The organism is Pseudomonas sp. FA-1, assembly GCF_056856075.1.
Map to the genome: position 1 here is coordinate 1 of NZ_JBWXTH010000004.1, position 22,608 is coordinate 22,608.

20 protein-coding genes are annotated in these 22,608 nt (G+C 63.4%); 11 read left to right on the top strand and 9 right to left on the bottom strand.

Annotated features, from left to right (window positions below):
* The first annotated feature begins 261 nt into the window (after positions 1 to 261).
* On the top strand, positions 262 to 1,464 hold the full coding sequence (locus AC1MHZ_RS08760; protein ID WP_084856118.1) for a GAF domain-containing sensor histidine kinase: 1,203 nt from the start codon (positions 262 to 264) through the stop codon (positions 1,462 to 1,464).
* 3 nt (positions 1,465 to 1,467) lie between these two features.
* Here AC1MHZ_RS08760 and AC1MHZ_RS08765 read toward each other — a convergent pair whose 3' ends face one another.
* The 7 genes from AC1MHZ_RS08765 to AC1MHZ_RS08795 form a co-directional block, all read right to left on the bottom strand.
* Complete coding sequence (locus tag AC1MHZ_RS08765; protein ID WP_084856116.1) at positions 1,468 to 2,337, bottom strand: efflux RND transporter periplasmic adaptor subunit; 870 nt, start codon at positions 2,335 to 2,337, stop codon at positions 1,468 to 1,470.
* Between the two features lie 12 nt (positions 2,338 to 2,349).
* Complete coding sequence (locus tag AC1MHZ_RS08770) at positions 2,350 to 2,556, bottom strand: DUF1656 domain-containing protein (protein WP_084856114.1); 207 nt, start codon at positions 2,554 to 2,556, stop codon at positions 2,350 to 2,352.
* A complete protein-coding gene (locus tag AC1MHZ_RS08775; protein WP_084856112.1) occupies positions 2,543 to 4,531 on the bottom strand; it encodes an FUSC family protein in 1,989 nt (662 codons plus the stop codon). The genes AC1MHZ_RS08770 and AC1MHZ_RS08775 overlap by 14 nt, the downstream gene beginning before the upstream one ends.
* Before the next feature lie 224 nt (positions 4,532 to 4,755).
* Complete coding sequence (gene ccoM / locus AC1MHZ_RS08780; protein WP_301178464.1) at positions 4,756 to 4,872, bottom strand: cytochrome c oxidase subunit CcoM; 117 nt, start codon at positions 4,870 to 4,872, stop codon at positions 4,756 to 4,758.
* Positions 4,873 to 5,007: 135 nt separating this feature from the next.
* Complete coding sequence (locus AC1MHZ_RS08785; RefSeq protein WP_172402998.1) at positions 5,008 to 5,166, bottom strand: hypothetical protein; 159 nt, start codon at positions 5,164 to 5,166, stop codon at positions 5,008 to 5,010.
* Between the two features lie 61 nt (positions 5,167 to 5,227).
* Positions 5,228 to 5,554 (bottom strand): aspartate-semialdehyde dehydrogenase, encoded by a 327-nt coding sequence (locus AC1MHZ_RS08790; RefSeq protein WP_084856110.1) that lies wholly within the window; start codon positions 5,552 to 5,554, stop codon positions 5,228 to 5,230.
* A gap of 99 nt (positions 5,555 to 5,653) precedes the next feature.
* Positions 5,654 to 6,349 carry a M949_RS01915 family surface polysaccharide biosynthesis protein gene (locus AC1MHZ_RS08795; protein WP_482966272.1) on the bottom strand — a complete coding sequence of 232 codons (696 nt, stop codon included), beginning with the start codon at positions 6,347 to 6,349 and terminating at the stop codon, positions 5,654 to 5,656.
* 123 nt (positions 6,350 to 6,472) lie between these two features.
* Here AC1MHZ_RS08795 and rapA point away from each other — a divergent pair, with 123 nt between their 5' ends.
* Entirely contained in the window at positions 6,473 to 9,319 is a 2,847-nt protein-coding gene (gene rapA, locus AC1MHZ_RS08800; protein WP_324816603.1) for an RNA polymerase-associated protein RapA, read from the top strand.
* Between the two features lie 227 nt (positions 9,320 to 9,546).
* Positions 9,547 to 11,811, top strand: a complete 2,265-nt coding sequence (locus AC1MHZ_RS08805) for a putative bifunctional diguanylate cyclase/phosphodiesterase (protein ID WP_084856105.1) — start codon at positions 9,547 to 9,549, stop codon at positions 11,809 to 11,811.
* Here the strand turns inward: AC1MHZ_RS08805 and AC1MHZ_RS08810 are convergent.
* A complete protein-coding gene (locus AC1MHZ_RS08810) occupies positions 11,711 to 12,598 on the bottom strand; it encodes an NAD(P)-dependent oxidoreductase (RefSeq protein ID WP_482966273.1) in 888 nt (295 codons plus the stop codon). The two genes, AC1MHZ_RS08805 and AC1MHZ_RS08810, sit on opposite strands and share 101 nt — an antisense overlap.
* Positions 12,599 to 12,832: 234 nt before the next feature.
* Complete coding sequence (locus AC1MHZ_RS08815) at positions 12,833 to 13,138, bottom strand: DUF2288 domain-containing protein (RefSeq protein WP_084856102.1); 306 nt, start codon at positions 13,136 to 13,138, stop codon at positions 12,833 to 12,835.
* 356 nt (positions 13,139 to 13,494) lie between these two features.
* Between AC1MHZ_RS08815 and AC1MHZ_RS08820 the strand changes: the two genes are divergently transcribed.
* The 8 genes from AC1MHZ_RS08820 (at position 13,495) to nhaA (ending at position 22,557) form a co-directional block, all read left to right on the top strand.
* Positions 13,495 to 14,613, top strand: a complete 1,119-nt coding sequence (locus tag AC1MHZ_RS08820; RefSeq protein ID WP_084856096.1) for a branched-chain amino acid ABC transporter substrate-binding protein — start codon at positions 13,495 to 13,497, stop codon at positions 14,611 to 14,613.
* A gap of 186 nt (positions 14,614 to 14,799) precedes the next feature.
* Entirely contained in the window at positions 14,800 to 15,723 is a 924-nt protein-coding gene (gene livH, locus AC1MHZ_RS08825) for a high-affinity branched-chain amino acid ABC transporter permease LivH (RefSeq protein ID WP_084856094.1), read from the top strand.
* Positions 15,720 to 16,976 carry a high-affinity branched-chain amino acid ABC transporter permease LivM gene (locus tag AC1MHZ_RS08830; RefSeq protein ID WP_084856091.1) on the top strand — a complete coding sequence of 419 codons (1,257 nt, stop codon included), beginning with the start codon at positions 15,720 to 15,722 and terminating at the stop codon, positions 16,974 to 16,976. Before livH ends, AC1MHZ_RS08830 begins: the two co-directional genes overlap by 4 nt.
* Positions 16,973 to 17,740: a high-affinity branched-chain amino acid ABC transporter ATP-binding protein LivG gene (gene livG / locus AC1MHZ_RS08835; RefSeq protein ID WP_084856089.1), complete on the top strand. Its 768-nt coding sequence runs from the start codon at positions 16,973 to 16,975 to the stop codon at positions 17,738 to 17,740. Before AC1MHZ_RS08830 ends, livG begins: the two co-directional genes overlap by 4 nt.
* Positions 17,741 to 18,442, top strand: coding sequence for an ABC transporter ATP-binding protein (locus tag AC1MHZ_RS08840; protein WP_043215137.1), 702 nt, complete (start codon positions 17,741 to 17,743; stop codon positions 18,440 to 18,442).
* A gap of 192 nt (positions 18,443 to 18,634) precedes the next feature.
* Positions 18,635 to 19,309: a COG3650 family protein gene (locus AC1MHZ_RS08845; protein WP_084856087.1), complete on the top strand. Its 675-nt coding sequence runs from the start codon at positions 18,635 to 18,637 to the stop codon at positions 19,307 to 19,309.
* A 103-nt stretch (positions 19,310 to 19,412) separates the two neighbouring features.
* Positions 19,413 to 21,026, top strand: coding sequence for an NAD(P)/FAD-dependent oxidoreductase (locus AC1MHZ_RS08850; RefSeq protein WP_465001788.1), 1,614 nt, complete (start codon positions 19,413 to 19,415; stop codon positions 21,024 to 21,026).
* A 355-nt stretch (positions 21,027 to 21,381) separates the two neighbouring features.
* Positions 21,382 to 22,557, top strand: a complete 1,176-nt coding sequence (nhaA, locus tag AC1MHZ_RS08855) for a Na+/H+ antiporter NhaA (RefSeq protein ID WP_253249325.1) — start codon at positions 21,382 to 21,384, stop codon at positions 22,555 to 22,557.
* Positions 22,558 to 22,608 lie beyond the last annotated feature (51 nt).

Consider the following 22,608-nt stretch of genomic DNA (forward strand, 5'->3'; position numbering starts at 1 on the left):
TGAATCTCAAGGAGTTTTGCGTTTCGACTGCGTCGGAAGTGGGGCGCATTATAGGCCCCTGAAACGGCACGTCAACCCTTTATTTCAATTATTTGAAATATTTAGATTGAAGGCCGCATTTAAAGGCGAACAGGTACCGGCCTTCAGAACTTCGGCATCTACCTGATCCAGACAACCCAAGACCGTTCGCCCACTTTTTCCATCCCGCCCCAGGCGCCCCGCTAGACTGATGCTTCTTACCGCCACGGACACTGCTCTGTCATGGCCAACGCCATCAGCGCCGACATCGCCACCATCGGCCGCATCAACGCAGTCCCTGCCCTTCTCCAGGTCATCTGCGAGACCACCGGCATGCGCTTTGCCGCCGTGGCACGGGTGACCGAGAACAGCTGGACCGCCTGCGCCGTACTGGACAACCTGGGTCTGGGCCTCAAGCCTGGCGACGAACTCGACGTCACCACAACCCTGTGCCAGGAAATCCGCAGCAGCCACCAGACCATCGTGATCGACCAGGCCAGTGAGGACGACCAGTACGCCCGGCATCACGCACCACGGGTCTACCGTTTCGAAAGCTATATCTCGGTGCCGGTGCTACGCACCGACGGCAGTTTCTTCGGCACCATCAGCGCCCTGGACCCCAGGCCCACCTCACTCAAGGGCAGCGCCATCCAACCCATGATGGAATCGTTCGCCCGCCTGCTGTCGATCCAGATAGAAAGCGAGGAAAGCGCACAGCGCACCGAACAGGCCCTACAGAAAGAGCGCGCCATGGCGGAGGTACGCGAGCAGTTCATCGCGGTACTCGGCCACGACCTGCGCAACCCATTGTTCGCCATCACGGCCGGGGCGGAGTTGCTCGTCCAGCGCTTGCAGGACGAGCGCAACCGAGCCATCGCCCGGCACATACATACCTCCGGCAGCCGCGCCGCCCAGCTGGTGCGCGATATGCTGGACTTCGCCCGCGGCCGCCTGGGCAGCGGCATCCCCATCAACCAGCAGCCCTGCCACGACCTGGCCGAGGCTCTGACCCATGTGGCCTCGGAGTTGCAACGGGTGCATCCACAACGGCAGATCCTGCTGAACATCGGCGACATCGGTGGGCTGCACTGCGATCGCGAACGCATCGCCCAACTGCTCTCCAACCTGATCGCCAACGCCCTGGCCCATGGCGCCGCCGAAGAGCCGGTCACCGTCACCGCGACCCTGCACGACGGGATCTTCGTACTCAGCGTGCACAACCTGGGCGAGCCGATCCCCGCGCAAGTCCTGGCACAGCTGTTCCAGCCCTTTTCCCGGCCACTCTCCAGCAGACCACAGCAAGGGCTGGGACTGGGGCTTTATATAGCCAACCAGATCGCCTTGGCCCATGGCGGCTCCATGGAGGTCGTATCGAATGCCCAGGTGGGGACGTTGTTCAGCTTCCGCCTGCCCGTCGACCGATCAAAGGTCAACGTGCGTCCATGACGCTCAATGTTCGGCCGGCGCCTCGTGCACCTGCACGCTGGCAGTCATCCCGGCACTGAGGTTGATGTCCTTGGGAATATGATCCAGGCGGATGCGCACCGGGATGCGCTGGGCCAGGCGTACCCAGTTGAATGTCGGTTCAACCTCAGGCAACAGTTGGCTGTCAGGATTGCTGTTGCTGTCGGTGATGCCGCGGCTGATGCTTTGCACATGGCCGTCGATCGCCTCGCCGGCGCCCATCAGCCAGACTTTCACCGGGTCTCCGACATGGATGCGCGGCAGCTTGGTCTCTTCGAAATAGGCCTGGATATAGAAGGTGGCATCATCCACCAGGGCCATGACCGATTGGCCGGTGTTGACATAGTTGCCCTGGGCCAGGCGCAGGTTGGTGATGTGCCCGCTGCGCGGGGCCCGGACTTCGCTGCGCTCAAGGTTGATCCTCGCCACCTGCAGCTGCGCCTGGGCTTCATGCAGCTCACCCCGTGCGACGGCAGCGTTGATCTGGGCATTCTCGCGCAGCTCGGCGCTGATCGCATCGGGGCCCAGGGCCGTGCGCCGCGCCGCCTCGCGCTCACGCAGGCGCAATTGGTGGGCGCGGGTCTCGGCCACGGCACTGGCTTGGTCGAAAGCGGCCTGGAAGCGCTCGCGGTCGATGCTCATGAGCAGATCGCCGGCCTTTACCTGCTGGTTGTCGCGCACCTTGAGCTCGCGCACCCAACCGGACACGTCCGGGGCGATGACCACCACGTCTGCACGCACCCGTGCATCACGGGTCCAGGGCGTGAGCATGTAGTACTGCCAAAGGTGATAGCCGGCGAATATGGCCAGAGCCACCACACAGAGGGTAACGAAGGCACGTACGGCTGTACGCATGGGTATCACTCCTTACAAAGGCCCCAGGACATGCACCACCAGGGACAGAACACAAACGAACAATGCCGCATCGAACAACGCCTCGTGCCAGATCCACCGACCCAGCGGCGTGGCCTGCACCACCAGGCGCAGCAGACCGGTGAGCAGCAGCGCCAGCAACGCATAGATCAGAAACGGACTGAGCAGCACACCGCCCAGTGCCCATTCACGCAACCCCATGGATCTCCTCCTGCCGATGGCACCACTTGCCCCAACTGCTGCGCAGTTGCAGCACCGCGCCAACGGCCAGGCGTAGCGGGTCGCTCGGCGGCTGACGGCGCAACGCCTCGATGAATTGCTCGGTCGCCGCGTCCAGGCGTTGGCTGCGCCCTGGTGCCGGCCCACTGGCCAGGACGGCCTCCAACTGCTGCAGGTAATGGCGTTCGGCTGGCCCCAGGGGTGCCTGGGCCACGGCCAGGCACATGCGCAAGTGCACCAGCTCGTCACCGATATCCAGTGCGTGCACGCCATCGTCCCAACGTTTGCGCTCGGCCTCCGGCAATTCACTGGCGTGCCTGGCCAACTGCATCAAGCGGTCGGCCATACGCCCACCGAACCAGCTGTCGGCACCACGCAGGTCGCGCCGGGTCAGGCGCACCAGGTCGCTCTGGGTCGCCGCCCGCAGGCGACGGCCGAGCCAGGCCGGGTGGCGTAGCACCACCAGGCGGAAGGCCATGACCGCGGCTCCAACGCCTAGCAACATGGCTTGGGCGCTATTGAGCATGGCCGCGACATCGAACTGCATGGTATTGAGCGGGGCCACCAACACGATGAAGTGCAGGCAATAGGACGTGGCAGTCGCACCAGTGCGCGGATGCGCCATGCCCAGGGCCCCCAGGAACAGCGGCACTCCCATCCCCAGGCAGAGCATGGCGAAACTGCTCCATTGCGGCAGGAGGATCTGCCCGACCAAAAAGGCCACGGGAATGGCCAGCAGGATGCCCCTCAGGAAGCTCAGGCCGATCTGCGCGCCATTCTCGCGGCTGGCGAACAGGCTGCAGACCACACAGGTCAGCACCAGCCCGCCCGGCGCCGCCGGCCACGCGGTGGCCAGCCAGAAACTGGCCATGGCCAGGAAGGCCAGGGCACTGCGTGAGCCAAACAGCAAGGCCAGCGGCAGGTCGCGATGGACTGCCAGGCCTTGGGGCACGTCCTTCGGCGCCCTGCCCTGTTCGGCGTCCTGCAAGGCCTGGGTCGCAGCCATGGCGACGTCCAGCAACAGGGCCATGCGCGCCAGGCAATAATGCTCGGCCGAGCTGATCTGCTCGTCATGGGCGGCATCCCAGATTCGCTGGCGCAACAACAACAGGCTGGGTGGGTCGGGCTCGGCCAGTTGCGCGCGCACCTCGTTCAACCAGGGCGCCAGCCGATCGGCCTCGGCTTCATCGAGCTGACGCCATTGGCGGCGCACCGAACGCGAGATACGCAGCAACACCATGAGCTTCTGGCTCAGCCCACGAATCGCCCTGGCCCGTTGGCGGCCACGGTTGCCTTCGAACCAAGCGTGTTCACGCTGGGCATCGATGGCGACGATCCGCCCGAGGATTTCAAGCAAACCCTTGCGCCCCTCGTCTTCGCCGCCCAGCATGGCGCTGGAGGCCTGCAAGCCGTTCTGCCAGGCCTGGCGCGCCTGGTCTGCGAGCTGCTGCTCGACGCGCATCGGCCAGAGCAAGGCGCTGGTGGCCGTGGCGCAGACGATCCCCAGGCAGATCTCGGTGCAGCGCGCTACGGCTTGGTCGAACACCTGCAAAGGATGGTTGATCGAGGGCAAAGCAATGATCGCCACGGTGTAACCCGCCAGTACGAACGAATAGGCCCAGGCACTGCGCAACTGGGTGGAGGCTGCGGTACACAACGCAAGCCACAACGCCAGGGTCAGCAGAAACAGCCAGGGCGCCTGGGCGAACAGGGCGATGAAGACCACCGACATGAACGTACCGACCAAGGTGCCGGCCAGGCGGGCCAGGCCCTTCTGCACCACCATGCCCGACAGCGGCTGGGCGACGATGAAAGCGGTCATCAGCGCCCATGAAGGCTGCTCCAAGCCCCAACGCATGGCCAACCACAACGCCAGGCCACCCCCAAGCACGGTCTTGATGGCGAACTTGAGGGCGAGGTTGCTGGGTGCGAACAGGGCCTGGAAGGTGATGGGCACGAATCGGACCTTGCGGGGGTGATGATTAAAAAGATAGACAACGGCGCAAGGATAAAGCGTGGCGAATTAATTAGCTAGCTAAGCATCATTCAAGGAAACACATCCCACACAAGCCCGCACCTACACAGGAATGCGTTGCCGCGAAGGCGTTGGGAAATTCCAGGCAAAAAAATGGGCGACCGAAGTCGCCCTAAATGCCTTGCGTGCTCGTGAACCTGGAAGGCTCAGCGCGGCTTGCGCTTGCTCGAATCCTTCCAGATGAAAATGCCCAGACCGGCGAAGAACACCAACATCAACCCGACCGTTACCACACCGGCGATAACCACATTGTCGAAGAACATGTCGGCCTCCCGTTTCGTCTGCCGTTGTCCGATGGGTGCAAGGTAGCGAATACGGGGGGAGGGAAAATTGACCGGAGTCAATGGTGGCCAGGGGCGGGCATGCGAGGCGGACGCAGGGTTGATCTACATCAAGTTTCAGCGCTTCTTCGGCTTGCCCTTGGGCTTTTTCTTCGGCTTGGCCAGCGGCATGGCCTGCTCGAACGCCTGGCGGACTTCATTCAGGCGCTTTTCCTTGAGGTCATGGATGCGTTTGGTGCGCTCGGCACCGAAATCGATCAGGTTGTCTTGGCTCATGGGCGGGCTCGACTGACAGCAGAGACTTGCATGATGAAGCCTGACGCCCGTGCTGACCAGCTCAGACTTCGATGTCCACCAACAACCCCTGGCGGGTACGCTCGCCCAGGGGCGCCACAGGCACGGTGTTGTCGGCATTGAGTTCGTCGCCGGGCAAGGCGCTGTAGCGCTCGTCCTGGTCCTTCTGCCGACGTTGCTGCTGGCGACGCTGCTCCTCGCGCAGCAACAGCGCCTGCTCCTGGGGATCGCGCTGGTGCTTGAGGTCGACGGTGCCGTCGCTGGAAGCAGGCTGGGCCGGGACCACCGGAGGAATATCCGGGGTCGGTTTGACCGGGTCCTGTTGCGAAGTCACCGGTGCGGCACTGAGCGGGATGATCGGCGGCAGCATGGAATGGTCTCCTGTGGCCACTGTATCGGCCGGCGATCACTTGCACTTGAGCACCGACCCACCGGATTGTGCAGCGCATCACAACATGCTGTACAACCGCTACTCGAGGTCTTCGTCCAACGGCTCGTCAGGTGGCGGACTGACTTCGCTCCAAGGCCGCTTGTAGACCTGCTGCCACACCGCCTCCATGTGCTCGCGTATTACCTGCGGTGCATTTTTCAACGATGCGCTGTCCTCCCGTTCGCCGCCGACAGGCTCCTCGCCAGCCGGAGTGATCAGCGATTGGCCGGTGATGGTGTAGGTCGCCTGGCCTTCACGCATCTCGATAGCGATGTCGTGCGGGTCGATGCCACCGCCGCAGAAGGCATGGCTGACCACGGTGAGCTCGGCGACGCCATCCTTGTTCAGGTCGCTGGCGTCACTGACATCGGTGTAGAAGTCTACGTCCAGGTCCAGCCCCGGGCAGCTGGTTTCCTGCTCGATCTGCCAGCGTGGGGCGAACACGTCCGCCTCGGCGCCGCGCCCGTACAGGGTGGCTTTGAGCATGACCTTGTCCACCTCCTGTTCGGTCTCGGCATCGGTGGCCTGGCCATCGATGCGGCTGAGCACCAGCAACCCTTCGCCGTCACGGTCACGGAAATGTACGCTCTTGAGCGGCGTCCGCACACCCAGTACTTCCAGCTGTTCAGTCGGAATCGGTGGCAGGGTTTCGAAGTTCTTCTGTTCACAGGCGGCCAGCAGCAGCACGCTGCCCATAGCCAGGGAGGCGTTCAACCAGCGGTGCTTTGCAGCCATGTGGTGTGGGCCCTCGTCGCAGGACGTTGTTCGTCGATGAAGCAGCTAGACTCTAGATTCTTTGGTCTACCGGCCCCTATCCGTTAACATAGTCGGCTTTTTCATCGCGGGAGTTCAGGCAGTATGGCGCAGCAGTATCAACCGGGGCAACGCTGGATCAGCGACAGCGAAGCCGAGCTCGGCCTGGGTACCATCCTGGCGCAGGATGGCCGCCTGTTGACCGTGCTCTACCCGGCCACTGGCGACACCCGCCAGTATTCCCTGCGCAATGCGCCGCTGACCCGTGTGCGTTTCTCGCCAGGCGACCAGATCACGCATTTCGAAGGCTGGAAGCTGACCGTGCGCGAAGTCGAGGATGCCGATGGGCTGCTGGTCTACCATGGCCTCGACGGGCAGAACCAAGCCCGCGTACTGCCGGAGACCCAGCTCTCCAACTTCATCCAGTTCCGCCTGGCCAGCGACCGCCTGTTCGCCGGGCAGATCGACCCGTTGTCCTGGTTCTCCCTGCGCTACAACACCCTGCAACACACCAGCAAGCAGATGCTGTCGACGCTCTGGGGCCTGGGTGGCTGCCGCGCGCAACCTATCGCCCACCAGTTGCACATCGCCCGCGAGGTCGCCGACCGGATCGCCCCGCGCGTATTGCTGGCCGACGAAGTGGGCCTGGGCAAGACCATCGAAGCCGGCCTGGTGATCCATCGCCAGTTGCTCAATGGCCGCGCCAGCCGCGTGCTGATCCTGGTACCGGAAAACCTCCAGCACCAGTGGCTGGTGGAAATGCGCCGCCGCTTCAACCTGCAGGTGGCACTGTTCGATGCCGAGCGCTTCATCGAAAGCGATGCCAGCAACCCCTTCGAGGATGCCCAGCTCGCCCTGGTGGCGCTGGAGTGGCTGGTGGACGACGAGAAAGCCCAGGACGCCCTGTTCGCGGCGGGCTGGGACCTGATGGTGGTCGACGAAGCCCACCACCTGGTCTGGCACGAAGAACAGGCCAGCCCGGAATATGCCCTGGTCGAACAACTGGCCCAGGTCATCCCCGGCGTGCTGCTGCTCACCGCCACGCCCGAGCAGCTGGGCCAAGACAGCCATTTCGCCCGCCTGCGCCTGCTCGACCCCAACCGCTTCCATGACCTGGCCGCCTTCCGCGCCGAAAGCGAGCACTACCGCCCGGTGGCCGAGGCCGTCCAGGAGCTGCTCGACGAAGGCCGCTTGTCGCCCAAGGCCCACGCCACCATTGCCGGTTTCCTCGGCGCCGAGGGCGAAGCCCTGCTGGGCGCGGTCAGCGACGGCGACAGCCAGGCCAGCGCTCGCCTGATCCGCGAACTGCTCGACCGCCACGGCACCGGCCGCGTGCTGTTCCGTAACACCCGTGCCGCGATCCAGGGCTTCCCCGAGCGCCAGTTGCACCCCTACCCGCTGCCCAACCCGCAGCAATACGTCGACCTGCCGAGCGGCGAGCGAGCCGAGCTGTACCCGGAAGTGGCCTTCCAGGCCCAGGGCGAAGCTGGCGACGACGAACGTTGGTGGCGTTTCGACCCGCGGGTGGACTGGTTGATCGACACCCTGAAGATGCTCAAGCGCACCAAGGTCCTGGTGATCTGCGCCCATGCCGAAACCGCCATGGATCTGGAAGACGCGCTGCGCGTGCGCTCCGGTATTCCGGCCACGGTCTTCCATGAAGGCATGAGCATCCTCGAGCGCGACCGCGCCGCAGCCTACTTCGCCGACGAGGAATTCGGTGCCCAGGTCCTGATCTGTTCGGAAATCGGCAGCGAAGGCCGCAACTTCCAGTTCGCCCATCACTTGGTGATGTTCGACCTGCCGGCACACCCGGACCTGCTCGAACAGCGTATCGGCCGCCTTGACCGGATCGGCCAGAAGCACACCATCGAGCTGCACATCCCCTACCTGCAGGACAGCCCGCAAGAGCGCCTGTTCCAGTGGTACCACCTGGGCCTGAACGCGTTCCTCAATACCTGCCCGACCGGCAATGCGCTGCAACACCAGTTCGGCCCTCGCCTGCTGGCGTTGCTCGAGGGCGGCGAGGCCAAGGCCTGGGATACGCTGGTGGGCGAGGCACGAAGCGAGCGCGAACGCCTGGAAGCCGAGTTGCATACCGGCCGCGACCGCTTGCTGGAGCTCAACTCCGGCGGTGCTGGCGAAGGCCAGGCGCTGGTCGAGGCGATCCTCGAGCAGGACGACCAGTTCGCCCTGCCGATCTACATGGAAACCCTGTTCGACGCCTTCGGCATCGACAGCGAAGACCATTCGGAAAACGCCCTGATCCTCAAGCCGAGCGAGAAGATGCTCGACGCCAGCTTCCCGCTGGGCGACGACGAAGGCGTGACCATCACCTACGACCGCAACCAGGCACTGTCGCGCGAGGACATGCAGTTCCTGACCTGGGAACACCCGATGGTCCAGGGCGGCATGGACTTGGTGCTGTCCGGCTCCATGGGCAACACTGCCGTAGCGCTGATCAAGAACAAGGCGCTCAAACCCGGCACTGTGCTGCTCGAGCTGCTCTATGTCAGCGAGGTGGTAGCCCCGCGCAGCCTGCAGTTGGGCCGCTACCTGCCTCCGGCCGCCCTGCGCTGCCTACTCGATGCCAACGGCAACGACCTGGCCCCACGCGTGGCGTTCGAAACCCTCAACGACCAATTGGAAAGCGTGCCCAAGGCCAGCGCCAACAAGTTCGTCCAGGCCCAGCGCGACGTGCTGGCCAAGCGTATCGCCGACGGCGAGGCCAAGGTCCTGCCGACCCACATCGAACGCGTGGCCGAGGCCCAGCGCCGCCTGGCAGCGCAGGCCGACGAGGAGCTTGCCCGCCTGACTGCGCTCAAGGCCGTCAACCCAAGCGTGCGCGACAGCGAGATCGAGGCCCTGCGCAAGCAACGTGAAGACGGGCTGGCCATGCTCGACAAGGCCGCCCTGCGCCTGGAGGCGATCCGCGTATTGGTCGCGGGCTGATGGCACGGTAACAAGGGCTGCTTTGCACCCCATCGCGGCCTTGTGCCGCGAGAGGGGCGCAACGCGCCCCTTCGGCCTTAGAACACCGCGCTATCGAGCCAATATCCAAATGGTTGAAATCAAAATGCCATTAACCAGGCTGGCTTGAACTCCCATTTCTATACTGCTGCTGAACGGTCTCCTCCGGCTTTTTGGGGACGAGTGAGAACTCGACGAAGAGGCGAGCAATGGAGTGGTTGGGACTGCACCTGTTCGACACCCTGCCGACAACCGGCCAAATCATCCTGGACTGCCGCCACGACCCCCTCCTGGTGTTGCTGGCCTATGGGATCGCATGCATCGCCTGCTTCGCGACCTTGGACATGACCGAGCGTCAGAGCCAGAGCGAAGACCCCACCGCTCGTCGACAGTGGCGCGTACTGGGTGCTTGCTGCCTGGCGGCGGGCATCTGGGCGCTGCACTTCACCAGTACCCTGGCCCTGCAAGCACCGGTGGAAGTGCGTTATGACGTTCCCCTGACCGGCTTGTCGCTGCTCGTCGCCCTGCTCGCTGCCTGGCTGGCGATGAACAGCCTCGACCGTGTCGACATGCGCCCTCGCCATTATGTGCAAGGCGCACTGCTCATCGGGCTGGGCATCACGGTGATGCACTACGTGGGCATGGCTGCGCTGAATACCAGCGCTCGCCCGTACTACCACCCGGAACTATCGTTGGCTTCGCTGGGCATCGCCATCGCCGCCAGCCTGGCGGCCTTGCTGATGGCGCGTGCTATCAGCAAGGGCAGCGGTACCCTGCACCTGGCCGGCAAATACGCGGCCAGCCTGCTCCTGGGCGGCGGCCTGCTGCTGACCCACTTCTCCAGCATGGCCGCCATGACCTTGGTGGCGCCCGCCGGCAGCCCCCTGCACTTGCCCACTACCGACAACAGCCTGCAATTGGCCCTGACTGTGGCCTTCATTACGCTGTTGATCAGCGGCAGCAGCATCAGTGCCGCCCTGGCAGACCGTAAGCTGCAAAGCAAGGAACATGACCTGCGCCGGGTCAACGTGCTGCTCAGCCAACTGGACCAGGCGCGCGCATCCCTGCAACAGGCGGCTCACTACGATGCCCTGACCAACCTGGTCAATCGTCGCGGGTTCAACCAGGTATTCGCCGAGCGCCTGGCCGAACTTTCCGCCAATGAGCGCATGCTGGCGGTGATGTTCCTGGATATCGACCACTTCAAGCGCATCAATGACAGCTTGGGCCATGCGGCGGGCGATGAGTTGCTCAAAGTGATTGCCGGCCATATCAAGGCCGCCACCCGCAACCACGACGTGGTGGCGCGCTTCGGTGGCGACGAGTTCTGCATCGTCACCAGCCTCAACAGCCGTGACGAAGCACGCCACCTGGCGCAACGCATCATGCAGCGGATGAAGGACCCGATCGACCTGGGGGGGCGGCGCATGGTCATGACCACCAGCATCGGCATCAGCATCTTCCCCGATGACGGGCGCACCGCCGAAGAGCTGCTCAAACACGCCGACCTCGCGCTGTACCAGTCCAAAGGCTGCGGTCGCAACAGCCTGAACTTCTTCAATAACAGCCTGAAGACCCGCGCGACCCTGGAGTTGCAACTGGAGGAGGAGTTGCGGGTCGCCCTGCTCGAGGAGCGCGGCCTGTGCGTGCACTACCAGCCGATCTTCGACCTGCACAACGGCCAGGTGGCCAAGCTGGAAGCCCTGGTACGCTGGCAACACCCCCAACACGGCCTGCTGAGCCCGGATCGCTTCATCGGTATCGCCGAGACCAATGGCCTGATCGCCGACCTCGACTTGTGGGTGTTGCGCCGTGCCTGCCAGGACCTGGCCTCGCTCCATCGCCAAGGCCATGCCGAGCTCAAGGTCACGGTCAACTGTTCGGCCGTGACCCTGGGCCGGGAGGAACTGCCCAACGAAGTGGAAATGGCCTTGTTCGAGGCGGGCCTGGCCCCAAGGCACCTGGAGTTGGAGGTCACCGAGAATGCGCTGATGGGCGATATCCAGCGGGTCGTCAGCTTGCTCAAGCGGGTACGCGCACAGGGTGTTGCCTTGTCGATCGATGATTTCGGCACCGGGTACTCATCGCTGGCCTACCTCAAGCGCCTGCCTCTGGATGTGCTGAAGATCGATCGTTCGTTCATCCAGGAAGTGCCCGGCAGCCAGAAAGACCGCGAGATCGTCCAGGCCATCATCGTCATGGCCCATACCCTGCACCTGCAAGTGGTAACCGAAGGCGTCGAGACCCTCGAACAACACGCGTTCCTCGCCGCCCATGGTTGCGACTACCTGCAGGGCTACCTGCTCAGCCGCCCGGTGGCGCTGGCCGAGCTGCGCTCGACCCTCGACCGCCTCGAGCGCCAGGCCGTAGGCTTCAACCCTTGTTGCGATACAGTTCGACCAGGGTCGCTGGATCTTTTTGCAGATACCCCTGGCTACCATGCAAGCGCATCAGTTGCGCGGCAAGGCCACTGACCGGCGTCGCCGAACCCTGCTCGCGGGAAAACTTCACCGCAGTATCCAGATCCTTGAGCAAGGTGCGTACATGCCACTTGATCGGTTCGAAGCGGCTCTCGGCCATCTGCGGCGCCAGGATCTGCAATGGCTTGGAATCGGCGAAACCGCCGGCCAGGGCTTCGGCGATCAGTCGTGCATTCACGCCAGACTGCTCGGCCAGGGCCACCACCTCGGCAATCACCAACGCATTGCAGGCGACGATCATCTGGTTGCAGGCCTTGGTCACTTGGCCTGCGCCGACTGCACCCATATGGGTCACCCGCTGCCCGAGCGTCAGCAGCACCGGGCGAGCCCGTTCCAGGTCACCCGCCTCGCCGCCCACCATGATCGCCAGGGTGCCCGCCTCGGCCCCAGGCGTGCCTCCGGAAACCGGGGCATCCAGCCAGGCCATGCCGCACAACGCCGCCAGTTCGGCCGCCATTTCGCGGGTAGCGGTTGGCTCCAGGCTGGAGAAGTCCACCAGCAACTGCCCCTGGCGCCCACCTTCGGCCACCCCTCCCTCACCGAACACCACTTCGCGCACCACCGACGTATCGGCCAGGCACAACAACACCATGTCAGTGTCGCGGCACAAGTCGGCAGGGGTTGCGGCCAGCCGTGCCCCGGCCGCTACCAGCCCGGCACATTTTTCAGGGCTGCGGTTCCATACCACCAAGGGGTAACCCGCCGCCAGCAAGCGCCGACACATCGGCAAACCCATCAGGCCGATCCCGGCAAACCCCAGCGTAGGCAATGCAGTACTCATGAGCGACTCCATAACAGATGAACAGGAAGCACGGAGGCCGATCATACATCGCTGCGCTGTCGCGCATGGCACACAGGGCGCAAGCGCAACGAGCCAGCTTCATTACGCATACCGTAAACTGTTACCGCAGTGCCGAATTCCCAGCGATTGTTACCAACGGCCACCTTGGCTGAACGTCGGCAAGCATTCGCCCCCACTGCGCTGTGCGTTTTTACGCACCAAAACGGCGCAGCGTCACTGGGTTTTCTTTTCTTGCATCACCACGAACGGCGAAACCACCACCGCCCAGATCACCGGATCACGGCTCTGAAGGTCTAGCGCCTGCTCCGCGGATACCGGCGCGACAGTGCCATCATTACGCCACTTGGCGAAGATCTCGCTGCGATTCTCGGCCATTGCCTCGGCAACTGCGATGAGGTCCAGGCTCGGGTCCACCCAAATCAGATCACCCTTCGCCCAGAAACGTTCCAGTGCCTTCCACTCGATGGTCGCCGTTTCGCCGAGCAATTTGGCATAGAGGGTGCTTGCTTGATCGGTCATGGGGTTCTCCACAAAAATTCGGCCATGAAAAAAGGCCGGCATTTTTGCAGAAAAACCCGGTTTCAAATATGTAATTTGATCGATTAACCCCGAAGTTGTGGGGCGGGGCCAAGGATGCAGGCAAAGTAATGGCGCTTTTCTGTATCTTTGTTTCGATCAGGCGACACCCTGGGAAACTGGCACTTTTCGCCCGCTTTTCAAGCGCTCGAAGGGCGCTCTACACTGTACCGGTACAGTTCCGGGACATGTTCCGGGGAAGGTGGGCTTGCGACATGGCGTAGCCGTGCCGGAGACCGCCCGATCTGTAGCCCTGGCCGCCAGGACTATAAGAATTACAACAGAATGAGTGGAGCACTATGATCAAGATTTCCAAGCTGTTCGCCGCAATGGTACTGGCCGGGGTTGCCAGCCATTCGTTTGCCGCCGATACCATCAAGATCGGTATCGCCGGGCCCAAGACCGGCCCGGTCACCCAGTATGGCGACATGCAGTTCGTTGGCGCCAAGCAGGCCATCGATGACATCAACGCCAAGGGCGGCATCGACGGCAAGATGCTCGAAGCCAAGGAATACGACGACGCGTGCGACCCTAAACAGGCCGTGGCCGTCGCCAACAAAGTGGTCAACGATGGCGTCAAGTTCGTGGTCGGCCACCTGTGCTCCAGCTCCACCCAGCCTGCGTCCGACATCTACGAAGACGAAGGCGTGATCATGATCACCCCGGCCGCCACCAGCCCGGAAATCACCGCTCGTGGCTACAAGCTGGTGTTCCGCACCATCGGCCTGGACAGCGCCCAGGGCCCGGCCGCCGGCAATTACATCGCCGACCACGTCAAGCCGAAGGTCGTCGCGGTCCTGCACGACAAGCAGCAGTACGGCGAGGGCATCGCCACCGCGGTCAAGCAGACCCTGGAAGGCAAGAACGTCAAGGTCGCGGTCTTCGAAGGCCTGAACGCCGGTGACAAGGACTTCTCCTCGATCATCCAGAAGCTCAAACAGAACAACGTCGACTTCGTCTACTACGGCGGCTACCACCCAGAGCTGGGCCTGATCCTGCGCCAAGCCCAGGAGAAAGGCCTGAAAGCCAAGTTCATGGGCCCGGAAGGCGTCGGCAACGACTCCATCTCGCAGATCGCCCAGAACGCCTCCGAAGGCCTGCTGGTCACCCTGCCCAAGTCCTTCGACGCCGACCCGGCGAACAAGGCCATCGTCGATGCCATCAAGGCCGACGGCAAGGACCCGAGCGGTCCGTTCGTGTTCCCGGCCTACTCCGCGGTCCAGGTGATCGCTGACGGCATCAAGGCCGCTGGCACCAGCGACGACGCCGAGAAAGTGGCCGCGGAAATCCACAAGGGCACCTTCAAGACCCCGACCGGCGACCTGTCGTTCGATGACAAGGGCGACCTCAAAGACTTCAAGTTCGTGGTCTACGAATGGCACTTCGGCAAGCCGAAGACCGAAGTCTCCCCTCAGTAACTGCGTGACTAATAGCTGACCGAGAAGCCCACTGTGCGAGCAGTGGGCTTTGTTTTACGAGGTTCATGGGCCTGATCCCCGCGATCCGGGGGCGGGTTCACCTGAAAATCTTAAAACCGTCACCCGCGGTTTCCTGGCCGTACCCCCTGCCAGTGAAATGCAAATCAGGTTTTTAGGAGCGCTGTAATGCCTGAGATCTACCATTTCTTCCAACAACTGGTTAATGGATTGACCATCGGCAGCACCTATGCCTTGATCGCCATCGGCTACACCATGGTGTACGGCATCATCGGCATGATCAACTTCGCCCACGGCGAGGTGTACATGATCGGTTCCTACGTGGCCTTCATCGCCCTGGCGGGCCTGGCCATGATGGGTATCGATTCGCTGCCCCTGCTGATGACCGTGGCCTTCATCGCCACCATCGTCGTTACCAGTGCCTATGGCTATAGTATCGAACGGGTTGCCTACCGCCCCCTGCGTAACAGCAACCGCCTGATCCCGCTGATTTCCGCCATCGGCATGTCGATCTTCCTGCAGAACACCGTCCTGCTTTCGCAAGATTCCAAGGACAAGTCCATCCCCAACCTGATCCCCGGCTCCATCTCCTTCGGGCCAGGCGGTGCCGAGGAAGTCCTGGTGTCCTACATGCAGATCCTGGTGTTCGTGGTCACCTTGGTGGCCATGACCTGCCTCACCCTGTTCATCTCCCGTTCCCGCCTGGGCCGCGCCTGCCGTGCCTGCGCCGAGGACATCAAGATGGCCAACCTGCTGGGCATCAACACCAACAACATCATCGCCCTGACCTTCGTCATCGGTGCCGCACTGGCGGCGGTGGCGGCCGTGCTGCTGAGCATGCAGTACGGCGTGATCAACCCCAACGCCGGTTTCCTGGTGGGCCTGAAGGCCTTCACCGCGGCGGTCCTGGGCGGCATCGGCAGTATCCCGGGCGCCATGCTCGGTGGCCTGGTGCTGGGCGTGGCCGAAGCCTTCGGCGCCGACATCTTCGGCGACCAGTACAAAGACGTGGTGGCATTCGGGCTCTTGGTTCTTGTCCTGCTGTTCCGGCCGACCGGCATCCTGGGCCGTCCGGAGGTTGAAAAAGTATGAACAGAAATCTCAAACAGGCGCTGTTCAGCGTCGCCCTGGTCTGGGCCGTGGCGTTCCCGGTGCTTGGCCTGAAACTCAGCATCGACGGCATCAACCTGGTGGTACACAGCCAGGGGCCGTTCACCCTCTCGATCATCGCCATCTGCTCGGTGTTGATGTTCCTACGCGTGCTGTTCGACAAACAGTGGAGCGCAGCGATGCGCGGTCGCTCGGAGCGCAAGTTGATCCCCGCGTCGGTCACCAACTACCTGACCCTGCCCAAGACCCAGCGTTGGGTCATCATGGGCCTGATCGTGGTGGCACTGGTCTGGCCGTTCTTCGGTTCGCGGGGCGCGGTCGACATCGCCACGCTGATCCTCATCTACGTGTTGCTGGGCCTTGGCCTGAACATCGTGGTAGGGCTGGCGGGCCTGCTGGACCTGGGCTACGTCGGTTTCTACGCCGTCGGCGCCTACAGCTACGCCCTGCTGTCGCACTACTTCGGCCTGAGCTTCTGGATCTGCCTGCCGATCGCCGGCCTGATGGCCGCGACCTTCGGCTTCCTGCTCGGCTTCCCGGTGCTGCGCCTGCGGGGTGACTACCTGGCGATCGTGACCTTGGGCTTTGGCGAGATCATCCGCCTGTTCCTGCGTAACCTCACCGGTCTGACCGGTGGCCCCAACGGCATCAGCAACATCGAGAAGCCGACCTTCTTCGGCCTGACCTTCGAACGTCGCGCTGCCGAAGGGATGCAGACCTTCCACGAGTTCTTCGGCCTGCAGTACAACTCGATCAACAAGGTCATCTTCCTCTACCTGGTCGCCCTGTTGCTGGCGTTGCTGGCGCTGTTCGTGATCAACCGCCTGCTGCGCATGCCGATCGGCCGCGCCTGGGAAGCGCTGCGCGAGGACGAGATCGCCTGCCGTGCACTGGGCCTGAACCCGACCGTGATCAAGCTGTCGGCCTTCACCCTGGGTGCCTGCTTCGCCGGTTTCGCCGGCAGCTTCTTCGCTGCCCGCCAAGGGCTGGTGACACCAGAGTCGTTCACCTTCATCGAGTCGGCGATCATCCTCGCCATCGTCGTGCTCGGCGGCATGGGCTCTCAGCTGGGCGTGATCCTCGCGGCCATCGTGATGATCCTGCTGCCGGAGCTGATGCGTGAATTCAGCGAGTACCGCATGCTGATGTTCGGTGCGCTGATGGTATTGATGATGATCTGGCGTCCGCAGGGCCTGCTGCCCATGCAACGCCCCCATATGGAGCTGCGTCGATGAGCCGCGAAATTCTGCAAGTCAGCGGCCTGAGCATGCGCTTCGGCGGCTTGTTGGCGGTGAATGGCGTGGGCCTGACCGTCAAGGAAAAACAGGTGGTGGCATTGATCGGCCCCAACGGTGCCGGCAAGACCACCGTGTTCAACTGCCTGACCGGCTTCTACAAGCCCAGCGGCGGCACCATCCTGCTCGATGGCCAGCCGATCCAGGGCCTGGCCGGGCACCAGATCGCCCGCAAGGGCGTGGTGCGGACCTTCCAGAACGTGCGCCTGTTCAAGGAGATGACCGCGCTGGAGAACCTGCTGATCGCCCAGCACCGCCACCTGAACACCAACTTCTTCGCCGGCCTGTTCAAGACGCCGAGCTTCCGCCGCAGCGAGAAAGAGGCCATGGAGCGCGCGCAGTACTGGCTGGAGAAGGTCAACCTGACCGAGTTCGCCAACCGTACCGCCGGCACCCTGGCCTACGGCCAGCAGCGCCGCCTGGAAATCGCCCGCTGCATGATGACCCAGCCCCGGATCATCATGCTCGACGAGCCAGCCGCCGGCCTGAACCCCAAGGAGACCGAGGACCTCAAGGCCCTGATCGCCTATCTGCGCGAATCCCACAACGTGACCGTGCTGCTGATCGAGCACGACATGAAGCTGGTGATGAGCATTTCCGACCACATCGTGGTGATCAACCAGGGCACGCCCCTGGCCGACGGCACGCCGGAAGAGATTCGCGGCAACCCTGATGTGATCAAGGCCTACCTGGGGGAGGCGTAAATGCTGAAGTTCGAGAACGTTTCCACCTTCTACGGCAAGATCCAGGCGCTGCACAGCGTCAACGTGGAGATCAACCAGGGCGAGATCGTCACCCTGATCGGCGCCAACGGCGCCGGCAAGTCGACATTGCTGATGACCCTCTGCGGCTCGCCCCAGGCACACAGCGGCAGCATCAAGTACCTGGGTGAGGAACTGGTCGGCCAGCCCTCCTCGCACATCATGCGCAAGAGCATCGCGGTCGTGCCGGAAGGCCGCCGTGTGTTCGCCCGCCTGACCGTGGAGGAGAACCTCGCGATGGGCGGCTTCTTCACCAACAAGGGCGACTATCAGGAGCAGTTGGACAAGGTCCTGCAGCTGTTCCCTCGCCTGAAGGAGCGCTACGTGCAGCGTGGCGGCACCATGTCCGGCGGCGAGCAGCAGATGCTGGCCATCGGCCGGGCGCTGATGAGCAAGCCCAAGCTGTTGTTGCTGGACGAACCCTCCCTCGGCCTTGCGCCGATCATCATCCAGCAGATCTTCGACATCATCGAACAACTGCGCCGCGACGGCGTGACGGTGTTCCTGGTGGAGCAGAATGCCAATCAGGCGTTGAAGATCGCCGACCGTGCCTATGTACTGGAAAACGGCAAGGTGGTGATGCAGGGTACCGGCGAGGCACTGCTGGTCGACCCGAAAGTGCGCGACGCCTATCTAGGGGGGTGACCGGGAAAAGGGCCTTCGGGCTAATGCCAGTCATTTAAGCCTTTGCATTTGGGGCTGCTTCGCAGCCCATCGCCTTCGGGCCCTTTTTCTGCCTGCCGCTATATCACCTATGCTGGCCGAAAACTTGTGATCCCGGCAAAGCCTGAGTAACGTGGCCAGCTCCTTGGCAAAAGATCCCCCGGAGTCCACCCCATGCGCCTCACCCCTCCCCTGCTGCTCGCCACCCTGCTGCCGCTGTTCGCGGGCTGCCAGTTGCTGGCGGACAAGCCTGCCGACCCGAACATCGGCACCCTGCGCATGCAGGGCGAGCTGAGCGCCGGGGGTGGCAAGCTGCTGTTCAAGCCGTGCACCGAAGCCCGCCGTTTCGTGGTCAATGACGTCGGTGCCACAGGCCTGTTGCAGGAGGCCGCCAACCTGGCCGACGACGCAGGCGACAAACTTTTCGCGGACGTGCGTGGGCGCCTGGCCGGCAGCAGGCAGGCCGACAATGATGGCCGTCTCGACGTGCAACGCCTGTATCGTCTGGAACCCTCCACCCGCGCCTGCGAAGACCCCAACTTCAAGCAGCTGACCTTGCGCGCCGATGGCCAGGAACCGTTCTGGTCGGTGAAGGCCAGCGGCAACGGCATGATCATCGAGCGCCCCGGCAAAGACCCACTGCCCCTGCCCTTCCTCGAAGAAGAAGTGCCCGGCGGCGGCCTGACCCTGAGCAGCGAAGCCAACGGCCAGCACGTGGAGCTGTGGGTCGCGCCGCAACGCTGCGTCGACAGCATGAGCGGCGCCGTGCGCCACCTGCGCGCCGAGCTACGCATCGACGGCCAGACCCTGCAAGGCTGCGGCTATTACGGCGGTGCCCGCGACAACTGATCGCCTGGGTACTTTTATCCTCCAGTCGGGGCAGCTAACAGCTTATACTTGGCGGTTTGTGTAAAGCCGCCGGCCGCCCATGGCCGGGATACTGGACCCTGCCATGCTACGAATCACCGAACTGAAGCTGCCCCTGGATCACGCCGACGAAGCGCTGCGCGAGGCCATCGTGCAACGCCTGGGCATCACCGATGAGCAGCTGCTCGGCTTCACCCTGTTCAAGCGCAGCTACGACGCGCGCAAGAAGAACAGCGAACTGCTGTTCATCTATACCATCGACCTGGAAGCGAGCAACGAAGCCGAGCTGCTACGCAAGTTCGCCGATGATCGCAACATCGGCCCGGCCCCGGACGTGACCTACAAGTTCGTCGGCCAGGCCCCGGCCGACCTGCAGGAGCGCCCGATCGTGGTCGGCTTCGGCCCGTGCGGCATCTTCGCAGGCCTGTTGCTGGCGCAAATGGGCTTCAGGCCGATCATTCTCGAACGCGGCAAGGAAGTGCGCCAGCGCACCAAGGACACCTGGGGCCTGTGGCGCAAGAGCGTGCTCAACCCCGAGTCCAACGTGCAGTTCGGCGAAGGCGGCGCCGGGACGTTCTCCGACGGCAAGCTGTACAGCCAGATCAAGGACCCGAACCATCACGGGCGCAAGGTCCTGGAAGAATTCGTCAAGGCCGGTGCGCCAGAGGAAATCCTCTACATCAACAAGCCGCACATCGGTACCTTCCGCCTGACCGGCATGGTCGAGCAGATGCGCCAGGACATGATCGCCTTGGGCGCCGAAGTGCGCTTCCAGCAGAAGGTCACCGACCTGCTGGTCGAAAATGGCCAGCTGACCGGCGTGGTATTGGAGAGTGGTGAGCAACTGCACTCGCGCCACGTGGTCCTGGCCTTGGGTCACAGTGCCCGCGACACCTTCCGCATGCTGCATGCCAAGGGTGTGTACATGGAAGCCAAGCCGTTCTCGGTCGGTTTCCGCATCGAGCACCCTCAGACGCTGATCGACAAGGCGCGCCTGGGCAAGTACGCCGGCCACCCGAAACTGGGCGCTGCCGACTACAAGCTGGTGTACCACGCCAAGAACGGTCGGTCGGTATACAGCTTCTGCATGTGTCCGGGCGGCACCGTGGTAGCGGCCACCAGCGAGCCAGGCCGGGTCGTCACCAACGGCATGAGCCAGTATTCGCGGAACGAGCGCAACGCCAACTCCGGCATCGTCGTCGGCATCGACCCGGAGCGCGACTACCCGGGCGGCCCGCTGGCTGGGATCGAGCTGCAGGAACGCCTGGAAGCCCATGCCTATGTCATGGGCGGCAGCAACTACCAGGCACCGGCACAACTGGTCGGCGATTTCGTCGCAGGGCGCGCCTCCACCGAACTGGGCAGCGTCGAGCCCTCCTACAAGCCAGGGGTCACCCTGGGCGACCTGGCACCCAGCCTGCCGGACTTCGCCATCGAAGCCATCCGCGAGGCCCTGCCGGCGTTCGACCGCCAGATCAAAGGCTACAACCTGCACGACGCGGTGCTGACCGGCATCGAGACGCGCACCTCATCGCCGGTACGCATCACCCGTGGCGCGGACTACCAGAGCCTGAACCTCAAAGGCCTGTACCCGGCCGGTGAAGGGGCCGGTTATGCGGGTGGCATTCTGTCCGCCGGCGTCGATGGCATCCGCATCGCTGAAGCCGTGGCCCGTGACATGCTGGGGCTCGATGGCTGAGTACCTGGCCATCGAACATGCAACCCGCTCCTCATAGAACAACGCAAGACTATTTGGTTTTGCGGACCCTGTGGGAGCGGCGGTGCGGCGGTCCGACTTGTCCCGCGATCAGGCCCGACCCGATGTCACCGTCGCCAAGCAAGGGCTTCGCCCTTGATCGCGGGGCAAGCCCGTGCCTACAAAACTACACAAAAATCAGAAAATTCCCCTCATCACACTTCCCAAAGTTCTCTAGGCTTCGCGAATCGGGCCGTAAAACCCTATGACAAAAGCGCAGGGCATCTGGGTTTCAAAGCCGTCACGCTAGGGTTTATCTTTTTCAACACCAAACCTGCTCATGGAGACCCGTTTGGCCGTGCGTAACCTTATTTCCCGTTTCCTCCAACTGGAAGCCGCCGGAGGCCTGTTGCTGATCGCCGCTGCCGTACTTGCGTTGATCATCAACAACTCCCCGCTTGCCTACCTCTATGGCGGGCTGCTCGATGTGCCGGTCGCGGTCCAGGTCGGCACCCTGCAGATCGCCAAGCCACTGCTGTTGTGGATCAACGATGGCCTGATGGCGCTGTTCTTCCTGCTGATTGGTCTGGAGGTCAAGCGTGAGATCGTCGAAGGCCACCTGTCCAAGCCGTCGCAGGTGGTGCTGCCCGCCACCGCCGCTATCGGCGGCATGCTGGTGCCGGCGCTGATCTACTGGTACATCAACCGCGACAACCCTACCGCCATCGCTGGCTGGGCCATCCCCACCGCCACCGATATCGCCTTCGCCCTCGGCGTGCTGGCACTGCTCGGCAAGCGGGTGCCGGTGTCATTGAAGCTGTTCCTGATGACCCTGGCGATCATCGATGACCTGGGCGCCATCGTCATCATCGCCCTGTTCTACTCCGGCAGCCTGTCGAGCCTGTCGTTGATGCTGGCCGGGGCGTGCCTGCTGGCGCTGCTGGCCATGAACCGGCTCGGCGTGGTGAAGCTGGCGCCCTACCTGCTGGTGGGCCTTGTGCTGTGGGTCTGCGTGCTCAAGAGCGGTGTGCATGCGACCCTGGCGGGTGTCGCCCTGGCGCTGTGCATTCCTCTGCGCACCCAGCATGCCGAGCCGTCGCCTCTGCTGCGCCTCGAACATGCCCTGCACCCCTGGGTCGCCTATGCCATCCTGCCCTTGTTCGCCTTCGCCAACGCCGGTGTATCCCTGGCTGGCATGACCGTGGACAGCTTCACCCACCCGGTGCCCATGGGCATCGCCATCGGCCTGCTGCTGGGCAAGACGGTCGGTGTGTTCGGCCTGACCTGGATCGCCATCAAGCTGCGCCTGGCGGCACTGCCCACTGGTGCGAATTGGGGGCAGGTGCTGGGCGTGGCCGTTCTGTGCGGCATCGGCTTCACCATGAGCCTGTTCGTCGGCTCCCTGGCCTTCGTGCCCGGCGCCAGCGACTTCGCCGGCATGGACCGCATGGGCATCCTCACCGGCTCGCTGTTCGCCGCGCTGATCGGTTATGGGATCACCGCGATGGCCAGTCGCAAGTTGCCAGGCAACTGATCGCCCGGGCAACAAAAAACCCCGACCGGCCTGGGCCGTGTCGGGGTTTTT